Genomic DNA, 24595 nt, shown 5'->3' with positions numbered 1-24595 from the left:
GGGGCTCCGGTCAGCTGTTTTCGCGCTCCATGTCAGCGGCTTTTTCAGCTGCGGCCCGTGCCGCGCGGACGACGCTCGCTTCGAAGCCGTCGGCTTCAAAGGAGTCGACCGCAGCGGCCGTAGTGCCGCCGGGGTGGGCGACAGCAGCGCGCAGCTTCGCGGGGTCGGGGTCGCCGGCCAGCAGCAGACCCGCACCTTCAGCGGTGGCGACAGCCATGCGGCGGGCGGTGTCTTCATCCAAACCGAGTTCCTGACCGGCGGTGATGAGCTTTTCTGCCAGCAGGAAGAAGTAGGCGACACCCGAACCTGAAATGCCGATCATGCCGCCGATAGCCGATTCGGGAACCGTGAAGACCTCCCCGGCACCCGACAGGAGCTTCGTGAGCTCCTCGACCTGAACCTCGGGAGCCTTGCCATCAGGAGACACCGTGATGACCCCCTTGCCGATGGCAGAAGGCGTGTTCGGCATGATCCGCACAACCGGGTTGTTCGGGAAGGCGGCGGCGAGCGTTTCCAGCGACACCCCGGCGGCCATAGACACAATGACGGTGTCTTCGCTGACCGCATCTGCAAAGCTCTGAGCTGTTTCGCGGATCGACCAGGGCTTCACGCCCAGGAACACGAAGTCCGCACCTTGCACGGCCTCAGCGTTGGCATTCGCGTTGTCTTCGGCAGCAATGGCGCGGATGCCGAGTTCCTGCGCCAGCTTCTGCGCCGAAGCGTGCGAATGCGTGGTGGCGCGAACGTTCTCATTACTGAGCGCATCCGTGCTCAACATGCCTTTGAGCAGGGACGACCCCATGCTTCCCGCTCCGATGATCGCAACTGTGACAGCCATGTCTGCTCCTTCGTGTTCCAACCTCGCCCTAGCCGTTCAGGCCCAAATGCTTCCGGGTGAACGCCAAGGACTCCGCGAGCATTTCCATGCGCGTGGACTTCTTGGCCACAAAGCGCGTGTTGACTTCAATGACGGCCTCACCCGACCAGTTGACCTTCGCCAAGTACTGCAGGCACTCTTTGACCGGCATTTTTCCGCGCCCCGGAACCAGGTGTTCGTCCATGAGGGAACCCGCGCCGTCTGTCACGTGCAGCACCCGCACGCGGTCGTGGATGCCCTGCAGGGTTTCCAGCGCGTTCATTCCGGCTGTCGCGGCGTGTGAAAAGTCGAACGTCATGTGGTCGTAGTCTTCGTCCAGCGGGTTCCAGTCCGGGTAGTAGATCTGCAGTTCCCGCACGCCCGCCCGCCACGGGTACATGTTCTCCACGGCCAGGCGCACACCGGTTTCCTGTGTCAAGCGGCGCACCCCGTCGACGAAGCCGCGCGCGTAGTCGCCCTGCCACCGAAAAGGCGGGTGCAGGACAACGGTTTCGGCCCCCACGTCGGTTGCCAGCTTTGCGGTCAGGCGCAGCTTTTCCCAGTTGTCTTTGTGCATCACGCGCGGCAGCAGCAGGAGTGTGGGTGCGTGCAGCGACAGCACCGGCAGGCCGGTGCGCTGGGAGTGCTCCAGAATGTGCGAAGCGCTCTGGGTACCGGGGTTGTCGGTGATCATGATTTCGACACCGTCATAGCCCAGTCCGGCCGCGATGTTGAACGTGTTCTCCACCGTCATGGGGTACACCGATGATGACGACAGCCCCACGCGGATCCGCCCTTCGGAGCTGTGCGAAGCTCCGTGTTCGTAGACGGGGTTGTTCTCGAAATAGGCGCGGTGGCGCAGGGAGTCTGCGCGGGCGCGGTTCTTCTTCGTGAACGCCTTACGAGGTGTCTTGTCTGTCACGCTCTCAGTCTAGGCACACTCTTCTCACCGGAGCAGGCCGCTGTGGTTTTACCTGACCGCCTGGTTGCCGTTTGTGGTGGTGGGGGTTTCGTCGCCGTCGAGCGTGTGGCGGACCGAAACGTGCTCTGCCGTGTCCAGCAGGTCCAGCTGGCGCATGATGATGCCCTCGCGCAGAGCCCACGGTGAGATCGCCATCTTTTCGACGCCGAAGATGGTGAACGCCGCGTCGGCGACGATCGCGCCGGCGAGCACCTGTCCCCCGCGGTTTTCGGAAACACCGGGCAGCTCGGCACGTTCGGCCGGGGTGCGGGAGGCCAGAGCATCGATGATGCCGGGCATGTCTTTTCTGTACAGGTAGCGCGGCACGTAGATGCCGTGACTGGACGAGGCGGCGCCGGCAATGCGGGCCAGGGAGCGGAAGGTCTTGGACGAACCGACGATGTGGTCAGGTTTGCCGACCCGGTTGATCTGGCCGGCCACTTTGCCGATGGTGTGGCGGGCGTGCCTGCGCAGCTGCGCGATTTCTTCCGGGTTGGGAAGTTCGTGGCTCAGGTAGTGGTTGAGCATGCGGCCGGCGCCCAGTGGAACCGAAACTGCGGCATCCGGGTATTCGTCAGTTCCTGCAGCCAGTTCAAATGAGCCCCCGCCGATGTCCATCAGCAGGATCTTGCCGGCCGACCAGCCAAACCAGCGGCGGACCGCAAGGAACGTGATGCGCGCTTCGTCCTGACCGGACATGACATTGAGGATCAAGCCGGTCTCTTCGTGGATTCTGTCGATGAGCTTCTGCCCGTTGGGGGCTTCGCGCAGTGCCGAGGTGGCAAAGGCCAGGATTCGCTCAGCGCCCTGTTCTTCGGCTACGACGATGGCTTCGCGGCAGAAGTGCAGCAGCCTGTTGGCACCGTATTTCGACAGCGAACCGTCGTCTTTGAGGTGTTCGGCCAGCCGCAGAACTTCCTTGTGGGATGACGCCGGAAGCGGCGGGGCACCCTCGTGAGCGTCGACCACAAGAAGGTGAATGCTGTTGGACCCGATATCGAGGACGGCTAAGCGCATGGTCAGCATATTACCGCGCGGCCCTATTATCGAAGGTATGCAGAACACCCGAGCACCGTGGATTGCGGCGACTTTCATCATGACCGTCGCAGCTGTTGTGTTCTCCAGACTGCCTCAGCTGCGAGACCTGCGGCTGTTCCTCCTGCTTGCCGCACTGGCGTTCTTCTTGGCCGGCGTCGTCATGGCCGGCCGCTCGCTGCGCGAGGCGTGGGCCCGCAAGCGCAGCGAGCGGCGGCGCTGACGCAAGCGTCAGTTCACCACATGGGCGGGCGCTCGTCACTGTCGTACGGGTAGCGTTCGCGGAAGTCCGTCGCCATGGTCTGCATGTCGACAAAGCGCACGCCGTCGTGACCGCCGATGTAGTCGATCAGACGCTCGAGCATGAGCAACACCTGCGGACGGCCGGCGACGTCCGGGTGGATAGTGATCGGGAAGATCGCGTAGTCGAGTTCCCGGTACACCCAGTCGAACTGGTCTTTCCACAGCTCTTCGATCGACCGGGGGTTGACGAAGCCGTGCGAGTTCGGGCTGCCCTTGATGAACATCATCGGCGGGAGGTCGTCGACGTACCAGTTGGCAGGGATCTCCACCAGGTTGACGGTGGTGCCGTATTCCATCGGCACCATCCATTCGGAGGCCTGCTTGGAGTAGTCGATCTTCGTCCACTTTTCGCCGGTCCGCGCGTAGTAGGGGACGAAGTCTCCGTGGCTCTGCGAGTGGTCGTAGTCAAAGCCGAATTCCAGCAGAAGGTCCGCTGTGCGGGCTGACATTTCCCACCAGGGAGCGACGTAGCCCTTCGGCTGTTTTCCGGAGAGCTTGCTCAGGACCTCCAGGGAGCGCTCCATGACGTCGCGTTCCTGCTGGGCGGTCATGTCCACGGGGTTTTCGTGGCTGTAGCCGTGTGCGCCGATTTCGTGTCCGGCGTCGACGATCATCTTGACCTGTTCGGGGAAGGTTTCAGCCGAGTGTCCCGGCACGAACCAGGTTGCGGGAAGTTCCCGCTTCGTGAGCATCTTCAGCAGGCGGGGAACACCGATTTCACCGGCGTAGATGCCGCGCTGAATGTCGTTGGGTGAGTCCTGTCCGCCGTAGGAGCCGAGCCATCCGGACACCGCGTCGATGTCGATGCCGAAGCTAACCAGAATGTCTTTCTTCGCCATGGGGCCTCCCTTCGCCCACCGGCAGAACCGCTGGTGAGCTAGTCCTGTCTGACGAGCGAAAACTCATCAGCGACCGGCAGATGAGAGCCGGTTAACACTCAGTATGACACCGGCCACACCTCGGGTGTCGAAGCCCGTTGACCTGTCGGGGCAAAAGCATCAACCGGGCCGCACTCGGCCCCGCCCGGCACCTCAATCAGTCGGGGAAATCCGTCCTGCTGATGGTGAAATCGGGACGGCGGCGTTCGAAGAACGCCTCCTGTCCCCTGCTGATCTCAGAGGAGTAGCTTTCAGCCAGCCAGCTGCCCTCGGCAGCCGTGAGGTCTTCCCCGCGCAGAATCCTCTTGGCGGCCGTCTGCGACAGAGCAGACCGCCCCGCAATTGTCTTGGCCTTTTCGATTGCCGTGGCCAGCGGGTCGTCGGACACTTCGTGGAAGAAGCCCAGGTTGTTCATCCGGTCGAAGTCGACGATGTCTGCTGTGAGCAGAATGTAGCGGGCAAAAGACTCCCCCAGAACGGCCGCGAGTCTGCGCGTGGGTCCGGGCGGGTAGACGAGTCCCAGACGGCCTGCGGTCACACCGTAGATCGAACCGGGCTTGGCAATCCGCACATCGCACGCGGCAGCGATTTCCGTACCGCCGCCAACGCAGTTGCCCTCAATCGCGGCGATCGTCGGAATGTCGACGTTTTCAATCGCGGCTTCGGCGTTTGCGTTCGTGTTCCAGAATTCGTGCAGCGGCACGTTGAGGTCGTTGATGTCCGAACCTGCCGAAAAGTGGCCGCCGGCACCGGTGATGATGAGCACCGACACGTTCGGATCGGCGTCGATTGCCGGGAGGATCTCCGGCAGCGCCAACCACATTTCACGCGACAGCGCGTTGCGCTTCTCCGGGCGGGAAATCGTGAGTGTGGCAATGCCGTCTTCGACACCGTATTCGAAGCCGTCCACCAGGGGAATTTCTGCGGGGGTGGGCTGCTGACCGGTCATTTCTCTCCTCTGTTTGGCAAGTTCTGTGTGTGCGGAAGGTGCCGATATGCACACGAGGCGGAGCCCAGGAAAGCCGGACTCCGCCTCGAGTGTGCTGCTTGGGTCAGCGGTCGGTGGGAACCTCGCGCTGGTCGTAGCCCGAGTAGGCCGACAGCGGGCGGATCAGAGCATTGTTCGCGGTCTGCTCCATGATGTGCGCCGTCCAGCCGGTGATGCGGGCCATGACGAAGATGGGCGTGAACTGTTCAGTGTCAAAGCCCATCAGGTGGTAGGCCGGACCCGACGGGTAGTCGAGGTTCGGGTAGATGCCCTTGCGGGACACGAACTCTTCTTCGAACGTGTTGTAGAGGTCCAGAAGTTCGTTCGCACCCTTGACCTTGACCATGTCTTCAAACGCTGCGCGCATGGTGGGAACGCGCGAATCGCCGTTCTTGTACACGCGGTGGCCGAAGCCCATGATCTTCTGCTTGTTGGCAAGCGCGTTGTCGATGTACTCCTTAGCCTTGTCAGCCGTGCCGACTTCAGCCAGGGTCGCCATGACGGCTTCGTTTGCACCGCCGTGCAGGGCGCCCTTGAGCGCGCCGATCGCACCGGCGACCGAGGAGTGCATGTCGGAGGTCGTCGAGGTGATGACGCGAGCGGTGAAGGTCGATGCGTTGAAGGAGTGCTCGGCGTAGAGGATGAGCGAAATGTCGAAGCAGCGAACAACTTCCTTCGCCGGAACTTCGCCGAAGACCATGTGGAAGAAGTTCTCCGCGTAGGTCAGGTCTTCCTTCGGCGCGATCGGGTCGAGTCCGTGGCGACGACGGTGGTCGATGGCCACAACGGTCGGCAGCTGAGCGTAGAGGCGCTCGGCCTTTGCGCGGTCGGCTTCCGGGCTGTTGTCTTCAGCCTGCGGGTCAACGGCGCCGAGGTAGGCCACCGCGGTCTGCACGACGTGCATGGGGTGGGTGTCCTTCGGCAGACCCAGGATCAGGTCGACCAGCTTGGGGTCGATGTCGCGCTGGCTGCGTTCGCGCTTGGTGAATTCAGCGAGCTGTTCAGCGTTGGGCAGTTCGCCGTTCCAGATGAGGTAGGCGACTTCTTCAAAGCTGCAGTTGGCGGCCAGTTCCTGCACGGGGTAGCCGCGGTAGGTCAGCGAGTTGGTTTCCTGAACGACCTTCGAGATTTCGGTGGTGTCGACGACAACACCGGCCAGGCCCTTCTTGATTTCCTGTTCGGTCACTGGTGACCCTCCTGTGAGAAGTTGAAGACGTGGGCGTCGAACTCGTTGTACGCCGAGTAGTCAATCGTTTCGTAGAGGTCAGCACGGGTCTGCATGGTGCTGACAAGGCTTTCCTGCGTGCCTTCCTTGCGGATGACCTGCAGGCCGCGCTTGATGGCGCCCATTGCCAGGCGCAGCGTGGTGACGGGGTAGATGACGAGCTTCACGCCGGCCGATTCGAGCTGCTGCGTGGTGAACAGTTCGCTCTTGCCGAACTCGGTCATGTTGGCAAGGATCGGGGCGTCGACGGCCTTGGCGAACTTTTCGAATTCGCCGAGGTCGCGCATAGCTTCGGGGAAGATGAGGTCCGCACCGGCGTCGATGTAGGCCTTCGCGCGGTCGATTGCAGCATCGAGGCCTTCACCCGCGCGAGCGTCGGTGCGGGCGCACAGGACGAAGTTCTCGTCGCGGCGGCCGCGCACTGCGGCGGAAATGCGCTTGACCATTTCCTCGGTGCTGACGATCTCTTTGCCGTCCAGGTGGCCGCAGCGCTTGGGGTTGACCTGGTCTTCCAGGTGCATACCGGCGATTCCGGCGTCTTCCATTTCCTGCACCGTGCGGGCGACGTTCATCGCTTCGCCCCAGCCGGTGTCGGCGTCGATGAAGGTGGGCAGGTTGGTCACGCGGGAAATGGCGCGACCGTGCTCGGCGACTTCCGTCAGCGTGGTCAGGCCGATGTCGGGCAGGCCCTGGTCAGCGGAGAAAGCACCGCCGGAGATGTAGACGCCTTCGAAGCCCTCCTGCTCGATGATCTGAGCGTTGATCGGGTTGATGGCTCCGGGGAACTGAACGATTTTGTCTCCGGCCAGCAGCCGACGGAACTCTTCGCGGCGCTTGTGTGCCGGAGTGGTTGCTCCAAGCATGTGTTTCCCTTCTGATGGTTTCCAGTGGGCTTCGGTGTGCGCCTGCCGCGTCCGCGCGGACGCGGCAGGCGCACGTCATCTTCTGATCAGTGACTGAAGTCAGAGATCAGAAGATGCCCGATGTGGTGGTCTTGTCCAGGCCGTCGACGACGAACGACAGTTCGCCGATTGCCTTGCCGTCGAGGTCGGCGAGGTTTTCGGCCAGGTCGATGAAGCGCTTCTGTTCGGAGTCCGACACGATGCCGTCCGCAAGCGTGTGGAACTTCTTGATGTAGTCAGCGCGCTCGAACGGACGTGCACCGTTGGGGTGAGCGTCTGCGACAGCGAGTTCGTCGACGAGGGTCGAGCCGTCTTCGAATTCGATTTCCACGCGACCGCCGAAAGCCATTTCGTCCGGGTCGGTCGAGTGGTAGCGGCGGGTCCACTCGGGGTCTTCGCGGGTTTCGATCTTGTGCCACAGTTCGACCGTTTCGGGACGTCCAGCACGCTCCGGTGCGTAGGAGTCGTTGTGGTGCCAGCCCTGGTCTTCCATGGCGACGGCGAAGATGTACATGATCGAGTGGTCGAGGGTTTCGCGCGAAGCCTTCGGGTCCATCTTCTGCGGGTCGTTTGCACCCGTTCCGATCACGTAGTGGGTGTGGTGCGAGGTGTGGATCGTGATCTTCTTGATCTTCGAGAAGTCGTCGATCTGCTTGCCCATCTTGCGGGCGAGGTCGATGAGAGCCTGCGCCTGGTATTCGGCGGAGTGCTCCTTGGTGTAGGTGTCCATGATGGCGCGCTTGCTTTCGCCCTTGCCAGGCAGCGGGACGGTGTAGCGGGCTTCCGGACCGGACAGGATCCAGGCGATGAAGCCGTCTTCGCCTTCGTAGATGGGGTTCGGGGCGCCCTCGCCGCGCATTGCGCGGTCAACCGATTCGATTGCCATCTTGGCGGCGAATGCCGGTGCGTGCGCCTTCCAGGACGAGATTTCGCCCTTGCGCGACTGGCGGGTTGCCGTGGTCACGTGGAGTGCCTGGCCGATGGCCTGGAAGATGACTTCCTTGTCCAGGTGGAGCATGGCGCCGATGCCGGCTGCCGAAGCGACACCGAGGTGTGCCACGTGGTCGATCTTGTGTTCGTGCAGGCAGATGCCCTTGACCAGGTCGACCTGCATTTCGTATGCGGTGGCGATGCCGTTGATGAGGTCCTTGCCGCCGATGCCCTTGTGCTGGGCAACTGCGAGAACGGCCGGGATGTTGTCACCGGGGTGCGAGTACTCCTTCGCGAGGAAGGTGTCGTGGAAGTCGAGTTCGCGGACTGCAACGCCGTTTGCCCATGCTGCCCATTCGGGGGACACGCGGTAGTCGGTGGCCAGACCGAAGATGTTGGCACCGGGAGCCAGCTTGTGCGGCATGGCCTGCTCGCGCGCCGAGGTGGGGGCCTTGCGGTGGACCGACGCGGCGGCAACGGCGGCGTTGTCGATGACGCGGTTGATGACCATGTCCTGAACGTCAGCGTCGACCGGAACCGGGTCGACGGCGACTTCGGCCATCTTGTAGGCGAGCTGGTCTTCGTGTGCCAGCTTTTCCGAGCTCTTGTACGTGCGTACTTCGTGGTTGATCATGGGTTCTCCTCTGGGTCGACCATGGTCGCGAAGGTGCGCGGGGGTGCGCACCCCGAAAGTATCTTGATATCAAGATAAGTCTAGCGTGACCGACAACGCACTGTGCAACCGGCCACACGCTTTGATCTAGGTCTCAGTTTCCGGACGTGCCGGACCCCATGCGCGGCGCGGATCCCGTAGTCTGCGTGTGTTCAGCGAAACAGCCTCCCGCGGCCCAGGAACCAGCCAGCGTCGAAAGGATGCCGAAATGACAAGCACTCCCGCCATCAGCCGCCTCGAACTGCGAAACCTCATTGAGCGCTCCTTTGTCGAAGACGCACCGGCCGGCGATATCACGGCACAGACCTTCATTCCCGAGTCTGCTCTCTTCACTGGTGTTGTGTCCGCCCGCGAACCGGGTGTGATGGCCGATGGCGGAGTCTTCGCCGAAGTCATGACGGCTGCCGCTGAAGAAAGCAGGACCGCGCCGGTCGAGGTCGAGGTGCTCGTTGCCGACGGGCAGGAGTTCACAACCGGCGACCACCTGATCCGAATGTCAGGGCCGGCACGCGCGGTGCTGTTGGGCGAGCGCCTGGGGCTGAACCTGCTGCAGCGCATGTGCGCAATTGCCGCTGTCACCAAGAAGTTCACTGACGAGGCGCAGCGCGGCTTTGCGCGCAGCTCGAGCGGGCAGGGCTCTGTTCGGGTTGCGGACACCCGCAAGACCACCCCGGGCTTGCGGTTCCTGGAGCGCTACGCCGTGCGCTGCGGTGGTGGACACAATCATCGCCGCGGACTGTCTGACGCCGTAATGCTGAAAGACAACCACCTGTCGCTGCTGGGCGAAGGAGACGCGCTCACGGAAGCTCTGCGCGCTGGTATCGCTGAACTGGGCCACACCGTGCACGTCGAGGTGGAAGTCGACCGGCACGAACAGATCGAACCGGTGGTTGCAGCTGGGATCGGCACCATCATGCTCGACAACTTCACTCCCGATCAGCTGCGGAAGGGAGTTGAGCAGGTGGCCGGCCGCGCCGTTGTGGAAGCCAGCGGCGGCGTCAACCTGAACACGATTGCCGACATCGCGGCCACCGGTGTCGACGTCATTTCAGTCGGCGCTCTCACCCACTCTGTTGTCAACCTCGACCTGGGACTTGACGCACTCGACTGAACCACCCCATCGGAGCGGTTTCTGCCGCTACGATGGCCCCATGACGCGCACCGCTCTGGACTACGACGACAACTGGTTCTCCGCAGACGAACTGGCCTACCTTCGCCGTCGCCTGCCGATCACCTACGTGCACGCCGTGCCGCTGCTGCTGGGCCAGGCCGGCGAAGTCGAACGCATCGGCCTGCTCATGCGCCAGTCGGAAGGCCGTCTGGGACGCGAACTCGTGGGTGGGCGCGTCAAGTATCACGAGCCCCTGCGAGCGGCCCTTCAGCGGCACCTCGAAAGCGATCTGGGCCCGCTGGCACTCCCCCGCCTTCCAGAGTCCCTCACCCCGTTCCACGTGGCGGAGTACTTCCCGACCGAGGGTGAGTCCCGCTATTACGATCCGCGGCAGCACGCGATTGCGCTGTGCTACACGGTTCCCGTCACCGGCGAATGCCAGCCCAGCCAAGACGCGCTGTCAGTCGACTGGTACACGCCCGCCCAGGCACTGGCCGACACTGTGGCCGAAGACATGGCCCACGGCCAGCACGCCATCGTGAAACTGGCGCTGGCCCACTGCGGCGTTCTGCCGTAGCCGACGGCTTCTGCGCAGCGGGTGACTGCCGATCGGAGATCTTCAGATGACCTATGACGGTACGGCCTGGTTGACGAGCCGAGAGCCTTTGCAGGTCGATGTGCTCGGACTGAGCCTGACCACACGAATACCAGATTTCGGCAACATGTCAGCTGCGGCGATTCTCCATCCTTTTGAGGACGAGAACGGCCAACCGCTCAAATGGCTAGAGGCTGACAAGTCTCGAGGCGCGGACGCAATCGAACTTTCAACGGGATCGGATCGATTCTCACCTACTACTGGGGAACTGGATCATGCTCAAGCGAAGATCCTGCTGCAGATTCTGTGCCCCGTTCGGACATCTGTGCACCTTGGCTTCAGCGCGGATGTTCTTGTTACCCCGTCCTCACCGCACACCGGTATGCATCGCAACGCGGAAGGTCGGATCATCGCATCTGATCAACGACTTGTGGCTGTCGGCGGTGAACGGTTCCTCATGTGCCAGTTCACTGGTACGGGTCTTGAGCTGATGGAGTCGCTGTGTACAGCTGATGGTTGGATCGAGTGGCCTAACTTGATGTGGGCCGATGACAGATTCTGGATGCTCGATTCGCATTGGGATGCGCCGTTCACCGTCGTAGCCGCTGACGTGGAGACAATAGACCGCATCTCGTCATGCCCTGGGCTCGACTCTGTAAGGGTTCGCTGAACGTTCGGATGACTTCTTTGACTGGATCACCGTCCCGGTCAGCACACCTACCTCGTGGGTGCGTTCCTGGGCACCTCGGTCGGCGCCTAAAACAGCCCCGCAGATGCAAAAGGTGTGAGCCGCGAACACAGTGTTCGCGGCTCACACCTTTTCTGCACCCAGCTGCTGGCCGGGCGTGACGATCAGCTGCGCATTAGTTGGGGCGCAGCGGCAGGCCGTTGGAGTCCTTGGCGTTGCCCGCCAGCATGATGATGCCGTCGATCAGACCCCACAGCGAACCGAGGCCCAAGGTGACGAACGTGACGATCAGCTGCGCAACACCCAAGCCGATGTGGCCGGTGTAGAAACGGCCGACACCGAAACCGCCCAAGAGGATGCCGAGCAGACCGGCAACCAGCTTGGACTTTTCGCTGTAGGGCAGGCCCGACACCGGGTCATAGCCGTAGGGAGCACCGGGTGCGCCGGCACCTGGGCCGGGCTGGCCGTATCCGGCCTGGTGAGTGCCGGGCTGGCCGGGCTGGCTGTAAGCCGCCTGCTGGTCCTGACCCGGGTAGCCGGCGCCGGGCTGGCTGTATGCACCGTTGTCAGCCGGCTGGCTGTGGGCGGACTGCTGGCCCTGAGCCTGGTTGTCCGCTGCCGGCTGGCTGTACGGGTCGTAGGCTGCCGTCTGTCCAGCATCAGTCGGCTGGCTCGCTGGAGCAGCTTCCGGTGCCGGCGGGGCGGCCGGTTCCTGCGGCTGTTCGTACGGCGAACCGCTGTCCTGCCCGAAAGCAGCGTTGCCTTCTGCGTTTTCCGGATTGCTGCCGTATGGGTCGTAGGGCGGCTGAGCCATGTTCTCCTCCGTCAAGTTTGCTGAATGACTGGACAAAATTACCGGGACAAAATGTACCTGGCGTCACAGTCAGGTTACATAAACATGACAGCAGCCGCCTAGATTTTCGCGCCCTTGAAACTGCGCTCACGGCTGGCCTATTGGGTCGCTGTTGACTCTGAAACGGAACACAACACGACACCGACCGAGCACATGCCGGGACAAAAAGTAGTTAACTGTGAATCATGGATCTGCTTATCGTCTATGTAGCCACGGTGTTTCTGTGCGGCCTCGCCGCCTGGGCTGTCCGGCTTCCTCCGCTCATCGGCTTCCTCGCGGCCGGGTTCATCCTCAATGCGCAGGGTGTGGAGCAGATGCAGGCGATGGAGGTCCTGGCCGACATCGGCGTCACGCTCATGCTTTTCGCCATCGGCCTGCGCTTAGACCTGAAAGCCCTCACAGACAAGGCCGTGTGGTTCACCGCCGGCGCTCACATTGTGATCATGACCGCGATAAGCGCCGCTTTCATCACAGCCTTGAACATTCTCGGCGCTTTCGGTCCCACAGACCTTCAGGTCGCAGTGCGCATCGGCGTGGTCCTGGCCTTCTCATCGACGATCGTTGTCATCAAGATCCTGCAGGACCGGGGTGACGAACAGTCCCTCTACGGCAATATCTGTGTGGGCATCCTCATCATGCAGGACATCGCCGCCGTCATATTCATCAGCATTCTGCGCGGCGAAGCACCCAGCGCGTGGTCGCTCAGCCTGGTGCTGATCATTCCGCTTCTCATGGTCGCCACTCGCCGCTGGTACAAGCTCGGCCACGGTGAACTTGGTGCTCTCTTCGGCATCGCAATGGCCCTCATTCCCGGCTACGCGCTGTTTGAGTTCTTCGGCCTGTCCGGCAGCTTAGGAGCTCTCATCATGGGCCTCGTCCTTGCCCGCTCCCCCGGCGCCGAACAGCTGTCACACGCTCTGTTCACTTTCAAAGAGCTCATGCTGGTGGCGTTCTTCGTCAATGTGGGCTTCATGGGCCTGCCCACCATGCAGAACCTGGTCGATGCATTCCTGCTTCTGCTGCTCATCCCCGTACAGGCAATCCTGTTCTGGGCAATCCTGTGGTACTTGGGCCTGCGCAACCGCACAGCCGTGCTGGCAGCGCTTCTTCTGGCGAACTATTCGGAGTTCTCGCTCATCATCGCCGCTATGGGAGTCGACAGCGGCTGGCTGGACACCCGTTGGATGCTCTCACTCGTCTTGGCGGTTTCTCTGAGCTTCATCGTGTCCGCTGTGCTCAACCCGCAGTCGGTTTCCCCTGCAACGCACCTGGCCCAGCACCTGCCCACGCGTCCGCCCCACCTCATCCACCCTGAAGACCGGCCCATCGACCTGGGCCAGGCACGGGCGCTCATCCTGGGTATGGGGCGCGTGGGTCAGGCCTGCTACGCGGAGCTGACGGGGATTCTCGGCGATGAACAGGTTCTGGGTGTCGAGCACGACCCCGTGCGCGTGCGCGAACTTCAGGGGAAGGGCTGCAACGTGGTGGAAGGTGACGCCACCGACATCGACTTCTGGGCGCGCGTCAAAGCCGCCCACCAGATCGACATGATCATGCTCGCCATGCCCGCACAGCACGCCAATGTCGATGCCGTGAAGGAAATCCACGCTTCTCACGTTGACACTGAGGACACCACAATCGCATCGGTGGCCATGTACATCGAAGATGTAGAAGAGCTCAACGAACTGGGCCTCGACGTGGTTGTCCACCTGCAGGACGGCGCCGGTGAAAGCCTTGCCGAACGCACCCTCATCAAGCACGCCCGCACCAAGGAGCAGTGACAGCGGGAGTCAGGAGCTGGTGACCACGGTGGTCGAGGCTGCAATGGTGGCACTGGCTGCCACAATGGCGGCTTCGTCTGCGGCTTTCTTGATGGCCTTGCGCACCGCACTGTCCGCGGCCGAAGCTTCTGCGGCCTCCTGCGCCTGTTTGATGAGCTCCTTGCGGTTCGGGGCAGAGCCGTCTATCGCGTGGTCCACTTTCTTTCCTGCAGCCAGCAGCCCCAGAAGTGCGCCCGTGTGTTCATCGACTTTCGGTGCAGTGGCAATGGGCCCGGTGTCCAGCTGACGTGCAATTGACTGCCGCAGCTCATCACCCGTAACCCCATCAGCCAACCGCCACGCGGTGCCGGCTGGGATGAACAGGAACTTCTTCTGCTTTGAACGCACAGTCCCCTGCCTCTGCAGCCGCTCCATGAGCGAACCGTGCAGGTCCTTGGTGAGTGCTTCAATTGCCTTCTGCGTGGTCAGCGGCTTTGTGCTTTTGTCCTGCGCTTCCGTCAATCGGGCAAGCGCAGCCGTAAGAAACGGATCCGCGGGTGCCGCGCCGTCTATGATTTCCACCCGCGGTTTCTTCTGGTCCGGTTCCGGCACGGTCACAGCACCGGCAACAAGCAGATCAGAGAACACCGCCCCGGCGAGCATTGCATCGACATCTTTGCCGACGGCCACGGGGCCTTCAGGTTTGCTGAGCAGAACAATGAGGTCATCAACGAGCAGGCTCATGTTCCAACTGTACTCAGCTGAGCTCAAAAGAACAGGGGTCTTCAGAGAAGACCCGGGTGACGAAAAGGCACGAGGCGGAGCTGACCCTCGTGCCTTTTCTCATGACTTCCGCTCCTGTCGTCAGTCCTCGGACTGCGGCGGATTCTTTTTGCGCATGGGCAGCAGAGCAGGTGCCGTACGCTCAATGCGGTAGTCAATCCGGTTGTCCAGGCTCTCTTCCCATTCGCGGCGCATACGGTCAGACCAGTCTTCGTCCGGCACCAGTCCGCCTTCGGAAAGGTCGTCGACAACAGCCTCGCGCACGTGCTCGGTGAGTGCCTGCGCGCGGCCAAGCAGACGCTGACGCTCGACCAGCTTCTGGTCGAGCTTGAGCGAACGCAGGGTGGCAAAGCACATCAGCAGCAGAATGATGCTGAACGGCAGAGCAGTGGCGAGCGCACCCGCCTGAATCGATTCGAGACCGCCGGACAGCAGCAGGGCGATGGCGATCGCACCTTCAAGGAACGCCCACAGGACACGCGTCCACAGCTTCGGATTGGGGTGACCACCCGAGCACAGCATGCACACCACCAGCGAACCGGAGTCTGAGGAGGTGATGAAGAAGATCGTCACCAGAATGATCGCGATGACCGACAGCACACTTCCCAGCGGAAGCGTGTTCAGCACCTGGAAGAGCGCGCTTTCGGCCACAACGCCTTCGCCGGAGGCCTTATCCCACAGGTCGCCGACCGTCAGCTGGCGCAGAATGCCGGTCGAACCCATCACCGAGAACCACAGGAAGCCGACCGCTGTGGGCACGAAGATGACGCCCATGATGAATTCGCGAATTGTGCGGCCGCGAGAAATGCGGGAGATGAACACACCGACGAAGGGTGCCCACGAAATCCACCAGCCCCAGTAGAACAGGGTCCAGGAGGAAGCCCAGGTCTGCCCGTCATCGCCGGTGTAGGTGGCGGTGTCCATCGTCATGTTGAAGAAATCGGCCAGGTAGAAGCCGAGTGATTCCACCAGGTTGCGGAAGATGAACACGGTCGGACCCAGAATGATGATCGAAATCAGCAGGACTCCGGCCAGGGTCAGGTTTCCGGTCGAGAGCCACTTAATGCCCTTGCCCAGGCCGCTGACCACGGATGTCGTAGCAAGGAGGGTGATGACCACGATGAGCACGACCAGCAGCGTTTCGCTCACTTCGCTGATCAGGCCCATCGACTGCACGCCGGCAGCAATCTGCTGGACGCCCAGTCCCAGCGACGTGGCGACGCCGAAGATGGTTCCCATGACCGCGACGACGTCAACGGCATCGCCCAGCCAGCCGTGGACGCGCTTGCCCAGGATCGGCTCAAGAGCCCAGCGGATCGACACGGGGCGTCCGCGGCGGTGAATGCCGTAGGCCAGGGCCAGGCCGATGATCGCGTAGATCGACCACGGGTGCAGGCCCCAGTGGATGAAGGTTTGGGCCATGCCGTGTTTGGCCAGCTGTTCGGGCCCGCCTTCCCAGCCGGGCTTAGGGTCTGATGTCGCGTAGATCAGCGGTTCAGCCACACCGTAGAACACCAGGCCCACACCCATGCCCGCTGCGAAGAGCATGGAGAACCAGGGGATCAAGCCGAACTCGGGTTCTTCGTTGTCTCGTCCCAGTCTGATTCCGCCGTACTTGCTCAGCCCGAAGTACAGGGCGAAGACGATGAAGATCGCCACCACGAGCATGTACCACCAGCCGAGCGCACTGACGATCCAGTCCTGCGCGGTGGTCAGAACAGTGCCGGTGACATCGGGCAGGGCGATCGCGGCGATCGTAAGGACCGCCGTGATGATGAGCGAGGGCCAGAAGACGCGCGGAGTGATGAAGCCGCGGCCGATTTTCACGCCCTGGGCGCGAAGCTGACCCACGATGCGCAGGTCGGCGGCCTCGTTGTCAATGGGACGGATTTCGCCCGCTTCAGGGTCAAGCGGGTCGACCAGCGCTGCGTTCTGAGATTCGCTGAGCCGGTCCTCCAGCGCAACTCGATCATGAGATCGGACTGATCCGGCTGGGCCGTCGGACTGATCTGGCCGTGTGGAATCCGCTGAGCGATCCGAAGCCGTGGAGTCGTCCGGTGTCGGATCGGCCGAGTTGTCGGCGGTCATCCTTCGTTCTCCTCTGCTGTCAACTGGTGACTGGTCAGATATCCACACTACACACACGGATTTCGCAGGGTCTTTGCAAAGCGACGCATCCCGGCACAACAACCAGGCTTCCGGCCGCTGTCGAGGTGGAGGTCAGGCCGGTCTGATTCCCTCTGTGTCAGTGCCTCATGGCACGCTGTGCATATGACTTACGAATGCACGGACTGCGGCTACCGGAGCCCCAAATGGCTGGGCCGCTGCCCCAAGTGCGGGGAATGGGGAACTTTGGAAGAGGCTGTCCAGCTGGGAGCCTCTGCCAAGACGAAAGCGGCTAAGCCCACAGCGCTGACAGCCGCTAAGCCCATGACTGAAATCGACCCCGCCTCGGCACGTGCGCGCTCCACGCAGGTAGATGAGCTCGATCGTGTGCTCGGCGGCGGTTTTGTTCCCGGCGGGGTTGTTCTGCTGGCCGGAGAACCCGGCGTCGGCAAGTCCACTCTGCTGCTCGATGTTGCCGGCAAGGCCGCGGCGGCCGGGCAGCGGGTCCTCTACGTCACGGGCGAAGAATCGCAGGGGCAGGTGCGCGGTCGCGCTGAGCGAATCGGTGCGGTGCAGGAGCACCTCCTGCTGGCAGCAGAAACCGATCTGGCCACGGTGCTGGGCCAAATCGAAGCGGTTTCCCCTGACCTGCTGATCGTCGACTCCGTGCAGACGGTTGGTTCATCAGAAGTCTCCGGTGTTCCCGGCGGCGTCACCCAGGTTCGGGAAGTCGCGGCGTCCCTGATCCGCGAAGCCAAAGTGCGCGGACTGCCCACCATCCTTGTTGGCCATATAACCAAGGACGGCAATGTTGCCGGACCGCGGCTCTTAGAGCACCTGGTGGATGTCGTATGCAGCTTCGAAGGCGACAGGCATTCGCGCATGCGAATTCTGCGCGCTCTGAAGAACCGCTACGGAACAACTGACGAGGTCGGCCTGTTCGACATGGACGAAACCGGCATCAGCAGTGTTGTCGATCCGGCCCAGATGTTCGTCGGATCATCGAACTCGCCGGGCACCTGCCTGACGGTTGCGCTTGAGGGCAAGCGAGCGATGATCGTCGAAATCCAAGCGCTCGTCGACCCCCAGGAGGGCGGCGGCTCACCCAGGAGGGTGGTCAACGGACTCGATTCTTCCCGCGTGGCTATGAACATCGCTGTTGTCGGCCGCAGCTTAGAACAGAGCATCAGCGGACGCCACGACGTCTACGTGTCGACCGTCGGCGGCATCAAACTGTCTGAGCCCGCAGTCGACCTCGGGGTCTGTTTGGCCCTGGCAGGCGCATACGCTGGCCAGCCGCCCAAAGACAGACTGGTCGCAGTGGGCGAAATCAGCCTATCCGGTGAAATTCGGCGGGTTCCCGGAATTCAGCAAAGACTGATCGAAGCGTCCCGCCTGGGTTTCAGCCGCGCCATAGTCGCAAAAGGCTCTCTCACCGACATCACGGTGCCCCAGGGCATGCGCGTGGCCGAATGCACCACGCTACGCGATGCCGTCGACATTGCCTACAGCTGAGTGCGGCTGCGCTGAGCCTTTTGCGCTGAGATGCCGGCAGGAGTCAATACCGCCTGCCGGCATTTCAGCTTCGGTGTTGTCAGTCGATCGCCTTCGCGTGACGGCGGGCAGTCTGCACGTAGTGCGCGGCTGACTGCGGCAGGAAGTCGAGCTCTTCCTGGGTCAGTTCACGGCGAACCTTGGCGGGAGCACCCGCAATAAGCGACCCATCGGGAACCTTGGTGCCTTCCAGAACCAGCGCACCGGCGGCCACCAGGCAGTCCTTGCCGATCTCTGCCCCGTTCATGATGGTGGCGGACATGCCGATGAGCGTGCGATCACCGATTGTGCAGCCGTGAACCACCGCGCTGTGGCCAACCGTGACGTCATTGCCCACAGTGCAGGGATAGTCTTCGTCAGCGTGCAGAACCACATTGTCCTGCAGGTTGGTGCGCTCTCCTACCGAAATCGTCGCGGTATCACCGCGGACTGAAACCCCGTAGAAGGCGCTGGAGTCTTCAGCCATGATCACGTCACCGGAAAGGGTGGCCGTGGGAGCGAGAAATGCGGCGTCGTCAGCTTTCGGGACGCCATTGTCCAGAGGAATGATGTGTGCCATGTCACCATCCTAGCCAGACGCGAGCACAGAAGCAGAAAGACACGTGCCTTTCGGTCACGTGTCTTCCAGATCAGCTGACAGCGTCAGCGGCAACAGCAGAATCAGCTGTCTTTGCTGTCGGCCTTGTTGTCTTTCTTGCTGGCTTTGCCGTCCTTTTTGTCGGCTTTATCGTCTTTGCCGTCTTCGTCGCTGTCCTTTTCGGGCTCGTCAATGACGGTGAAGGGGTGCGGTGGGCTTGTGACTTCACCCAGTTTCACAACCAACTGGTATTCGCCGGGTTCAAAGCTGTCGGCGGTTTTGTTGCAGTTCTTGTCTGTGGGCACCAGCGACCAGGACAGAGTGGTGTTCTTCGCGGTTCCCGGCGCGAACACACGCTGTTCGTCCTGCCCTTCAGAGGAGCACCACGCTGAATCCCACACTGTCTTGTCATCCTGCTGGATGATGAACTGCTGCGAAGCAGAACCGACCTCAATCTGGCAGGCGGCCGAGTGTTCGTTCTTGACGTTGAGAGTCATGGTGGCTTTATCGCCGGGCTTGTACTCCTTTTTGTCCATTCCCGCAGCGAGAGTCACCTGGTCGACAGGACACGTGCCGCTGGCCTCATCGCCTTCGGGCCCGGGAGCCTGCTCCTGCTGTTCCTCTTCGGCCTTCCCAGCAGCCGCTTCCTGCTGGTTCGCAGGTTTGGCGGTCTGCTCGCCTGAACCTGACAGAGCCTGCACGAGCAGAACGATTCCGACGATGAACAGGGCGAGGATGAGCACAGCCAAGCCCAGCACCGTCATTCGGCGGCGTCGGTACACTTCGGGAGGATGGCGGCGCACAGGCGCTGCCGGCCTCGGAGCATTGGAAGGAGTCATCCCTTTGAGCGTACGTCGCCACACCGATTCCGTCCGTGGGACACACCGCCGACCAGCCGATCTCGAGGCTCTGCACACCGCTGTCATCGACTGGTTCGCCCAGCACGAACGCCCCTTGCCCTGGCGGAAGCCGGGCACCTCCGCCTGGGGTGTTCTGGTGTCCGAGGTGATGTCCCAGCAGACCCCCATGTCCCGAGTGGCACCCCGTTGGACCGAGTGGATGCGGAAGTGGCCCACCCCAGCGGATCTGGCATCCGCCTCGACCGCGGATGTGCTGGTCGCCTGGGACACGCTCGGCTACCCAAGGCGTGCTCTGCGGCTGCAGGAGTGCGCTCAGGCAATCGTCACTGATCACGGCGGGAATGTGCCGCACGATGAGGAGGTGCTCCTGGGCCTGCCCGGGATCGGGGCGTACACGGCGGCTGCCGTTGCGGGATTCGCCTTCGGTGCGCGCACAGCGATTCTGGACGTCAACATCCGCAGAGTTCTTGCCCGCGCAGTCGACGGCCACGAACACCCCGGCAACGCGACAAAAACCGAAACAGCGTGGGCCCGCGAACTGCTGCCGGAATCACCGCAGCGTTCGGTCCGCTGGAACGCGGGGACCATGGAGCTCGGCGCTTTGGTGTGCACTTCCCGCAATCCGCGGTGTGACGAGTGTCCGCTGCTGGCTCCGTGCGCGTGGGTTGATGCGGGCAAACCCGCAAGCCCCGAACGCAAACCGAAAACGCAGGCTTGGCATGGCACGGACCGTCAGCTGCGCGGGGCAATCATGGGTCTGCTGCGCATCTCCCACGGCACACCGGTGCGAGCGGATCTGCTTGTTGCGAACACCGTGGATTTCGATGTGGATGCGGCCGCCCTGCTGCCGGAGAAAGTGCAGGACGGCATAGCGAAGGTCCGTCGGCTGGCTGACGGTGAAAGGATTTCAAGCCTCGTAGATGACCTTGAGGCCGATGGGCTGCTGTGCCGTCAGACGGCAGAGCAGTCAGGAGAGCGCGGCAGCGTTCTTACGCTTCCGCAGTCTCCGTCAGATCAATGATCATGCGCTTATTGCCCAGGGTGTTGGGTTTGACGCGGGCCAGATCGAGGAACTCGGCGGTTCCTTCGTCAGTTGAGTGCAGGAGCTCCTGAAACACGGTCGGAGACACGGGGATGCCCGAAATCTGCTCAAAGCCGAGGCTGGTGAAGAACTCGGTTTCGAATGTCAGGCAGAAGACCTTTTTGATGCCCATGATGCGGGCTTCTTCCAGCAGTGTCGTGATGAGTGTGCGGCCTACTCCCCTACGGCGGTAGTCCGGACTCGTTGCAACCGTGCGGACCTCTGCGATTTCGTCCCAGAACACGTGCAGGGCAGCACAGCCTGCGAGGGTTTCCGTGCCGTCTTCGGCAATGTCGACAATCACCCGGAACTGCTGCAGCGCTTCGAAGTAGCTGACCATGTCCTTTGCCACCAGGACGCGCTCATCGACCAGCGGCTGGGTCAGTGCGTTGATCTTCGCGGCGTCAGTAGTGCGAGCCCGGCGCAGAAACAGGCCGCTTTCAAGCCGAATGGGCGAATAGGCGGCTGACAGCTGCTGGGCAATGGGATCTGCGGGTGCGTTGGCGGACATGCTCTCAGTGTAGAAGGGCCCGCGAACGGTGTTCCGTTCGCGGGCCCTTCTGGATTTCAGCTGAGGCGATCAGCTGTCGGTGGAGGTTTCTGCTCCGGCTTCCCGGGCGGCTCCCCCGTCCGAGTTGTCGCCTGCGCTGTGCGAAGCGGCGGCGTTGGCCGGACCGGCTTCGGCAATAGCACCGGTTTCGTCTTCGTCGTCAGCACCGACCTTGACGGGTACGCGGTTTTCGCTGACGCCCTTGAACGTGAATTCGGCGTCTGCTCCTTCGCCTTCGACATCGACGTAGATGGTCTGTCCGGGGCGGATTTCGTTGAACAGAATCCGTTCGGACAGCGGGTCTTCGATTTCGCGGGCGATGGTGCGGCGCAGCGGGCGCGCACCGAGCACCGGGTCGAAGCCGCGGTCTGCCAGCACCTGACGGGCGTCCTGCGACACTTCGATCGTCATGGACTGGTCGGCCAGGCGGTCACTGAGGCGGTTGATGAACAGGTCGACGATCTTGATGATGTCTTCCTTGTTCAGCTGCGGGAACACGATGGTGTCGTCAACGCGGTTGAGGAACTCGGGGCGGAAGTGCTGCTTGAGCTCTTCAGATACGCGCTGCTTCATGCGGTCGTACGATGCGTCCGAGTCACCTTCCACCTGGAAGCCCATGGGGGTGCCGCGGTTGATTTCGCGGGTTCCCAGGTTGGTGGTCATGATGATGATCGTGTTCTTGAAGTCGATTTCGCGGCCCTGCGAGTCTGTCAGACGGCCGTCTTCCAGGATCTGCAGGAGCGAATTGAAGATGTCGGCGTGAGCCTTTTCGACTTCGTCGAACAGCACAACCGAGAACGGGTTGCGGCGGACCTTTTCGGTCAGCTGACCGCCTTCGTCGTAGCCGACGTAGCCGGGAGGCGAACCGAACAGGCGCGACACCGTGTGCTTCTCGGAGAACTCCGACATGTCCAGCGTGATGAGCGCTGATTCATCGCCGAACAGGAATTCGGCCAGAGCCTTGGCCAGTTCGGTCTTGCCGACACCGGTGGGACCGGCGAAGATGAACGAACCAGAGGGACGACGGGGGTCCTTCAGGCCAGCACGGGTACGGCGAATAGCACGCGAGATCGACTTGACGGCTTCCTGCTGGCCGATGATCCGCTTGTGCAGTTCGTCTTCCATGCGCAGCAGACGCGAGGACTCTTCCTCCGTGAGCTTGAAGACCGGAATTCCGGTGGACTGAGCCAGGACTTCCGCAATGAGCTCTTCGTCGACGATTGCTCCGGCGCCCTGGTTTTTCTTCTTCCAGTCCTTTTCAGCGCTGTCGCGCTGTTCCGTCAGGTCCATTTCCTCCTGACGGGCATTGGCGGCGGTTTCGAAGTCCTGCTTGCTGATGGCAGCTTCTTTGCGCTTCTTGGCGTCGGCAATCTTGTCGTCGAGCTCCTTGAGCTCGGACGGCTGCGACATGCGGGTGATGCGCAGCTTCGCGCCGGCTTCGTCGATCAGGTCGATTGCCTTGTCCGGCAGGAACCTGTCGTTGATGTAGCGGTCCGAAAGGTTCACAGCAGCTGCCAGCGCACCGTCGGTGATGGTCACCTTGTGGTGGTTTTCGTACTTGTCGCGCAGGCCCTTCATGATCTTGATGGCGTCCGACAGTGTGGGTTCGGGCACCTGGATGGGCTGGAAGCGACGTTCGAGCGCTGCGTCCTTTTCGATGTTCTTGCGGTACTCGTCCAGCGTTGTCGCACCGATCGTCTGCAGTTCGCCGCGAGCAAGCATCGGCTTGAGGATCGAGGCTGCGTCAATTGCGCCTTCAGCTGCACCGGCACCGACGAGCGTGTGGATTTCGTCGATGAACAGGATGATGTCGCCGCGGGTGCGGATCTCCTTGAGCACTTTCTTCAGGCGCTCTTCGAAGTCACCGCGGTAGCGCGAACCGGCAACCAGCGAACCGAGATCAAGCGTGTACAGCTGCTTGTCCTGCAGCGGTTCGGGGACATCGCCGGCGACGATCGCCTGGGCGAGGCCTTCCACAACGGCGGTCTTGCCCACACCGGGTTCGCCGATGAGCACCGGGTTGTTCTTGGTGCGGCGGGACAGCACCTGCATGACGCGGTTCTGCTGTTCGCGGCGGCCGATGACGGGGTCGAGGCTGCCTTCGCGGGCCGCCTGCGTGAGGTTGCGGCCGAACTGGTCGAGCACCAGCGAACCGGACGGCTGGCCCTCTTCGCGGCCGCCGGCTCCGGCGGTTGCGGGCTCCTTGCCCTGGTAGCCGGAGATGAGCTTGATGACTTCCTGACGCACACGCGGCAGATCAGCGCCGAGCTTGACGAGCACCTGCGCGGCGACGCCTTCGCCTTCGCGAATAAGGCCCAGCAGGATGTGTTCCGTGCCGATGTAGGTGTGGCCCAGCTGCAGGGCTTCGCGGAGCGAAAGTTCGAGGACCTTCTTTGCTCGCGGTGTGAAGGGAATGTGCCCGGAAGGGGCCTGCTGGCCTTCGCCGATGATTTCGGTGACCTGGTCGCGGACCTGCTCGAGAGAGATGTCCATGCCTTCCAGAGCCTTGGCAGCAATGCCTTCGCCTTCGTGGATGAGGCCGAGCAGGATGTGTTCCGTGCCGATGTAGTTGTGCTTGAGCAGCTTGGCTTCTTCCTGAGCCAAGACCACTACTCGTCGGGCACGGTCGGTAAACCGTTCGAACATTAGCCCTCCTGGGTCGCTGTACGGTCCGTAATGTCTAGCACCATAACCACGCGAGAGCCGGTTTTATTGCGATTTCGCCCTCAGCCGAAGCGTTTCGGCTGAGGGCGAAATTCTGCTGGAATCCCTGCTGTGTCAGTGGGCTTTGTCGTAGGCCTCGACGATGTCGGCGCGGATGCGGCCGCGGTCGGACACTTCGTAGCCCTTGCTGCGGGCCCATTCGCGGATCTCCGCGAGGTCTGAGCGGGAAGCCTTCGGGCTGGCGGTCTTGCGGCCGGTTGATGCGGGGCGCTCTGCGCGGCGGGCGACTTTGACGTAGCCGGCCAGAAGTTCGCGAAGCCGCGAGGCGTTGTCTGCGGTCAGTTCGATTTCGTAGAGCTTGCCGTCGATGCCGAATTCAACGGTTTCGTCGGCATTTTCCCCAGTCAGATCGTCAATGAGGACGGTCGTCACCTTGCGAGCCATCGTGTTGGTCCTTTCGTGGATCTTCAGAAACGTCCTGCGGCTCGGCGGCGCTGTCACGCTCAGTGGTTTCACGCTGCGCATTTTCGCGCTGAGCCTTGTGGATTTCCATTTCTGCGTAGTAGCGGTCCATTTCCTTCCGCTCTGTGCTGTCGGACTTGATAATGGCGCGCAGAACGTACCAGAAAAGAAGCCCAACCACGATGGAAGGAAGAAGCACC

General features: G+C 62.3%; 24 protein-coding genes. 7 read left to right on the top strand and 17 right to left on the bottom strand.

The genetic code is table 11. From position 1 onward, the window contains the following. Nucleotides 1–10 precede the first annotated feature (10 nt). Genes proC through Bravens_RS07820 form a run of 3 tightly spaced genes read right to left on the bottom strand, consistent with a single transcriptional unit; the run spans nt 11 to nt 2834 of the window. Complete coding sequence (gene proC / locus Bravens_RS07830) at nt 11–838, bottom strand: pyrroline-5-carboxylate reductase (RefSeq protein WP_062022055.1); 828 nt, start codon at nt 836–838, stop codon at nt 11–13. A 28-nt stretch (nt 839–866) separates the two neighbouring features. Next, on the bottom strand, nt 867–1778 hold the full coding sequence (locus tag Bravens_RS07825) for a sugar phosphate isomerase/epimerase family protein (RefSeq protein ID WP_019174578.1): 912 nt from the start codon (nt 1776–1778) through the stop codon (nt 867–869). Between the two features lie 48 nt (nt 1779–1826). After that, nucleotides 1827–2834, bottom strand: coding sequence for a Ppx/GppA phosphatase family protein (locus tag Bravens_RS07820; protein WP_061940999.1), 1008 nt, complete (start codon nt 2832–2834; stop codon nt 1827–1829). 37 nt (nt 2835–2871) lie between these two features. Here Bravens_RS07820 and Bravens_RS07815 point away from each other — a divergent pair, with 37 nt between their 5' ends. Beyond that, nucleotides 2872–3075, top strand: coding sequence for a hypothetical protein (locus tag Bravens_RS07815; RefSeq protein WP_062022051.1), 204 nt, complete (start codon nt 2872–2874; stop codon nt 3073–3075). Nucleotides 3076–3088: 13 nt separating this feature from the next. Here Bravens_RS07815 and Bravens_RS07810 read toward each other — a convergent pair whose 3' ends face one another. The 5 genes from Bravens_RS07810 to Bravens_RS07790 all read right to left on the bottom strand — a co-directional run bounded on the left by Bravens_RS07810 (nt 3089) and on the right by Bravens_RS07790 (nt 8712). After that, on the bottom strand, nt 3089–3994 hold the full coding sequence (locus Bravens_RS07810; protein WP_062022048.1) for a polysaccharide deacetylase family protein: 906 nt from the start codon (nt 3992–3994) through the stop codon (nt 3089–3091). A 196-nt stretch (nt 3995–4190) separates the two neighbouring features. Beyond that, complete coding sequence (locus Bravens_RS07805) at nt 4191–4982, bottom strand: enoyl-CoA hydratase/isomerase family protein (protein ID WP_062022045.1); 792 nt, start codon at nt 4980–4982, stop codon at nt 4191–4193. 103 nt (nt 4983–5085) lie between these two features. Further along, nucleotides 5086–6207, bottom strand: coding sequence for a bifunctional 2-methylcitrate synthase/citrate synthase (locus Bravens_RS07800; protein WP_019174569.1), 1122 nt, complete (start codon nt 6205–6207; stop codon nt 5086–5088). Next, nucleotides 6204–7109: a methylisocitrate lyase gene (gene prpB, locus Bravens_RS07795; RefSeq protein WP_061940743.1), complete on the bottom strand. Its 906-nt coding sequence runs from the start codon at nt 7107–7109 to the stop codon at nt 6204–6206. Before prpB ends, Bravens_RS07800 begins: the two co-directional genes overlap by 4 nt. 106 nt (nt 7110–7215) lie before the next feature. Further along, complete coding sequence (locus Bravens_RS07790) at nt 7216–8712, bottom strand: MmgE/PrpD family protein (RefSeq protein WP_061940752.1); 1497 nt, start codon at nt 8710–8712, stop codon at nt 7216–7218. 247 nt (nt 8713–8959) lie between these two features. Between Bravens_RS07790 and nadC the strand changes: the two genes are divergently transcribed. Genes nadC through Bravens_RS07775 form a run of 3 tightly spaced genes read left to right on the top strand, consistent with a single transcriptional unit; the run spans nt 8960 to nt 11127 of the window. Beyond that, nucleotides 8960–9862 (top strand): carboxylating nicotinate-nucleotide diphosphorylase, encoded by a 903-nt coding sequence (gene nadC, locus Bravens_RS07785; RefSeq protein WP_062022042.1) that lies wholly within the window; start codon nt 8960–8962, stop codon nt 9860–9862. A gap of 40 nt (nt 9863–9902) precedes the next feature. Then, nucleotides 9903–10439, top strand: a complete 537-nt coding sequence (locus Bravens_RS07780; protein WP_019174565.1) for a DUF4916 domain-containing protein — start codon at nt 9903–9905, stop codon at nt 10437–10439. Between the two features lie 46 nt (nt 10440–10485). Continuing rightward, nucleotides 10486–11127: a hypothetical protein gene (locus Bravens_RS07775; RefSeq protein ID WP_062022039.1), complete on the top strand. Its 642-nt coding sequence runs from the start codon at nt 10486–10488 to the stop codon at nt 11125–11127. Nucleotides 11128–11320: 193 nt separating this feature from the next. Here the strand turns inward: Bravens_RS07775 and Bravens_RS07770 are convergent, their stop codons facing one another. Continuing rightward, nucleotides 11321–11959, bottom strand: coding sequence for an NINE protein (locus Bravens_RS07770; RefSeq protein ID WP_062022036.1), 639 nt, complete (start codon nt 11957–11959; stop codon nt 11321–11323). Between the two features lie 224 nt (nt 11960–12183). On the opposite strand from Bravens_RS07770, the gene Bravens_RS07765 reads away from it, so the two are divergent. Next, nucleotides 12184–13779 carry a cation:proton antiporter family protein gene (locus Bravens_RS07765; protein ID WP_062022034.1) on the top strand — a complete coding sequence of 532 codons (1596 nt, stop codon included), beginning with the start codon at nt 12184–12186 and terminating at the stop codon, nt 13777–13779. A 9-nt stretch (nt 13780–13788) separates the two neighbouring features. Here Bravens_RS07765 and Bravens_RS07760 read toward each other — a convergent pair whose 3' ends face one another. Continuing rightward, nucleotides 13789–14502 (bottom strand): GOLPH3/VPS74 family protein, encoded by a 714-nt coding sequence (locus tag Bravens_RS07760; RefSeq protein WP_062022031.1) that lies wholly within the window; start codon nt 14500–14502, stop codon nt 13789–13791. A gap of 120 nt (nt 14503–14622) precedes the next feature. Continuing rightward, entirely contained in the window at nt 14623–16629 is a 2007-nt protein-coding gene (locus Bravens_RS07755; RefSeq protein ID WP_062022028.1) for a BCCT family transporter, read from the bottom strand. A gap of 183 nt (nt 16630–16812) precedes the next feature. Between Bravens_RS07755 and radA the strand changes: the two genes are divergently transcribed. Then, nucleotides 16813–18162 (top strand): DNA repair protein RadA, encoded by a 1350-nt coding sequence (radA, locus tag Bravens_RS07750; protein WP_062022026.1) that lies wholly within the window; start codon nt 16813–16815, stop codon nt 18160–18162. Between the two features lie 79 nt (nt 18163–18241). Here the strand turns inward: radA and Bravens_RS07745 are convergent, their stop codons facing one another. Further along, on the bottom strand, nt 18242–18760 hold the full coding sequence (locus tag Bravens_RS07745; RefSeq protein ID WP_061940773.1) for a gamma carbonic anhydrase family protein: 519 nt from the start codon (nt 18758–18760) through the stop codon (nt 18242–18244). Between the two features lie 101 nt (nt 18761–18861). Further along, nucleotides 18862–19560, bottom strand: a complete 699-nt coding sequence (locus Bravens_RS07740) for a hypothetical protein (protein WP_157452723.1) — start codon at nt 19558–19560, stop codon at nt 18862–18864. 61 nt (nt 19561–19621) lie between these two features. Between Bravens_RS07740 and Bravens_RS07735 the strand changes: the two genes are divergently transcribed. Then, on the top strand, nt 19622–20659 hold the full coding sequence (locus Bravens_RS07735) for an HhH-GPD family protein (RefSeq protein WP_062022020.1): 1038 nt from the start codon (nt 19622–19624) through the stop codon (nt 20657–20659). Here Bravens_RS07735 and Bravens_RS07730 read toward each other — a convergent pair. From Bravens_RS07730 to Bravens_RS07715, 4 genes are all read right to left on the bottom strand, one after another. Beyond that, nucleotides 20628–21230 (bottom strand): amino-acid N-acetyltransferase, encoded by a 603-nt coding sequence (locus Bravens_RS07730; protein WP_082791082.1) that lies wholly within the window; start codon nt 21228–21230, stop codon nt 20628–20630. The two genes, Bravens_RS07735 and Bravens_RS07730, sit on opposite strands and share 32 nt — an antisense overlap. 69 nt (nt 21231–21299) lie before the next feature. Then, the gene (locus Bravens_RS07725) at nt 21300–23915 is read right to left on the bottom strand and encodes an ATP-dependent Clp protease ATP-binding subunit (protein ID WP_062022017.1); all 2616 of its coding nucleotides are present in this window, start codon (nt 23913–23915) and stop codon (nt 21300–21302) included. A 132-nt stretch (nt 23916–24047) separates the two neighbouring features. Beyond that, complete coding sequence (locus Bravens_RS07720; protein ID WP_062022014.1) at nt 24048–24377, bottom strand: histone-like nucleoid-structuring protein Lsr2; 330 nt, start codon at nt 24375–24377, stop codon at nt 24048–24050. Further along, nucleotides 24346–24594, bottom strand: a complete 249-nt coding sequence (locus tag Bravens_RS07715) for a hypothetical protein (protein WP_019174552.1) — start codon at nt 24592–24594, stop codon at nt 24346–24348. Before Bravens_RS07715 ends, Bravens_RS07720 begins: the two co-directional genes overlap by 32 nt. Nucleotide 24595: the final 1 nt, after the last annotated feature.

The sequence above is a fragment of the Brevibacterium ravenspurgense genome (assembly GCF_001584615.1).
Lineage (GTDB): Bacteria > Actinomycetota > Actinomycetes > Actinomycetales > Brevibacteriaceae > Brevibacterium > Brevibacterium ravenspurgense.
This window is presented reverse-complemented; position numbering and strand designations above follow the sequence as displayed.

Excerpts from the sequence above, each read along its gene's own strand:
- Bravens_RS07790 (WP_061940752.1), bottom strand. The coding sequence starts at position 8,712 with ATGATCAACCACGAAGTACGCACGTACAAGAGCTCGGAAAAGCTGGCA.
- Bravens_RS07720 (WP_062022014.1), bottom strand. The coding sequence starts at position 24,377 with ATGGCTCGCAAGGTGACGACCGTCCTCATTGACGATCTGACTGGGGAA.
- Bravens_RS07745 (WP_061940773.1), bottom strand. The coding sequence starts at position 18,760 with ATGGCACACATCATTCCTCTGGACAATGGCGTCCCGAAAGCTGACGAC.
- Bravens_RS07765 (WP_062022034.1), top strand. The coding sequence starts at position 12,184 with ATGGATCTGCTTATCGTCTATGTAGCCACGGTGTTTCTGTGCGGCCTC.
- Bravens_RS07730 (WP_082791082.1), bottom strand. The coding sequence starts at position 21,230 with ATGTCCGCCAACGCACCCGCAGATCCCATTGCCCAGCAGCTGTCAGCC.
- proC (WP_062022055.1), bottom strand. The coding sequence starts at position 838 with ATGGCTGTCACAGTTGCGATCATCGGAGCGGGAAGCATGGGGTCGTCC.
- Bravens_RS07805 (WP_062022045.1), bottom strand. The coding sequence starts at position 4,982 with ATGACCGGTCAGCAGCCCACCCCCGCAGAAATTCCCCTGGTGGACGGC.
- Bravens_RS07760 (WP_062022031.1), bottom strand. The coding sequence starts at position 14,502 with ATGAGCCTGCTCGTTGATGACCTCATTGTTCTGCTCAGCAAACCTGAA.
- prpB (WP_061940743.1), bottom strand. The coding sequence starts at position 7,109 with ATGCTTGGAGCAACCACTCCGGCACACAAGCGCCGCGAAGAGTTCCGT.
- Bravens_RS07820 (WP_061940999.1), bottom strand. The coding sequence starts at position 2,834 with ATGCGCTTAGCCGTCCTCGATATCGGGTCCAACAGCATTCACCTTCTT.
- Bravens_RS07725 (WP_062022017.1), bottom strand. The coding sequence starts at position 23,915 with ATGTTCGAACGGTTTACCGACCGTGCCCGACGAGTAGTGGTCTTGGCT.
- nadC (WP_062022042.1), top strand. The coding sequence starts at position 8,960 with ATGACAAGCACTCCCGCCATCAGCCGCCTCGAACTGCGAAACCTCATT.
- Bravens_RS07810 (WP_062022048.1), bottom strand. The coding sequence starts at position 3,994 with ATGGCGAAGAAAGACATTCTGGTTAGCTTCGGCATCGACATCGACGCG.
- Bravens_RS07770 (WP_062022036.1), bottom strand. The coding sequence starts at position 11,959 with ATGGCTCAGCCGCCCTACGACCCATACGGCAGCAATCCGGAAAACGCA.
- radA (WP_062022026.1), top strand. The coding sequence starts at position 16,813 with ATGACTTACGAATGCACGGACTGCGGCTACCGGAGCCCCAAATGGCTG.
- Bravens_RS07780 (WP_019174565.1), top strand. The coding sequence starts at position 9,903 with ATGACGCGCACCGCTCTGGACTACGACGACAACTGGTTCTCCGCAGAC.
- Bravens_RS07815 (WP_062022051.1), top strand. The coding sequence starts at position 2,872 with ATGCAGAACACCCGAGCACCGTGGATTGCGGCGACTTTCATCATGACC.
- Bravens_RS07755 (WP_062022028.1), bottom strand. The coding sequence starts at position 16,629 with ATGACCGCCGACAACTCGGCCGATCCGACACCGGACGACTCCACGGCT.
- Bravens_RS07775 (WP_062022039.1), top strand. The coding sequence starts at position 10,486 with ATGACCTATGACGGTACGGCCTGGTTGACGAGCCGAGAGCCTTTGCAG.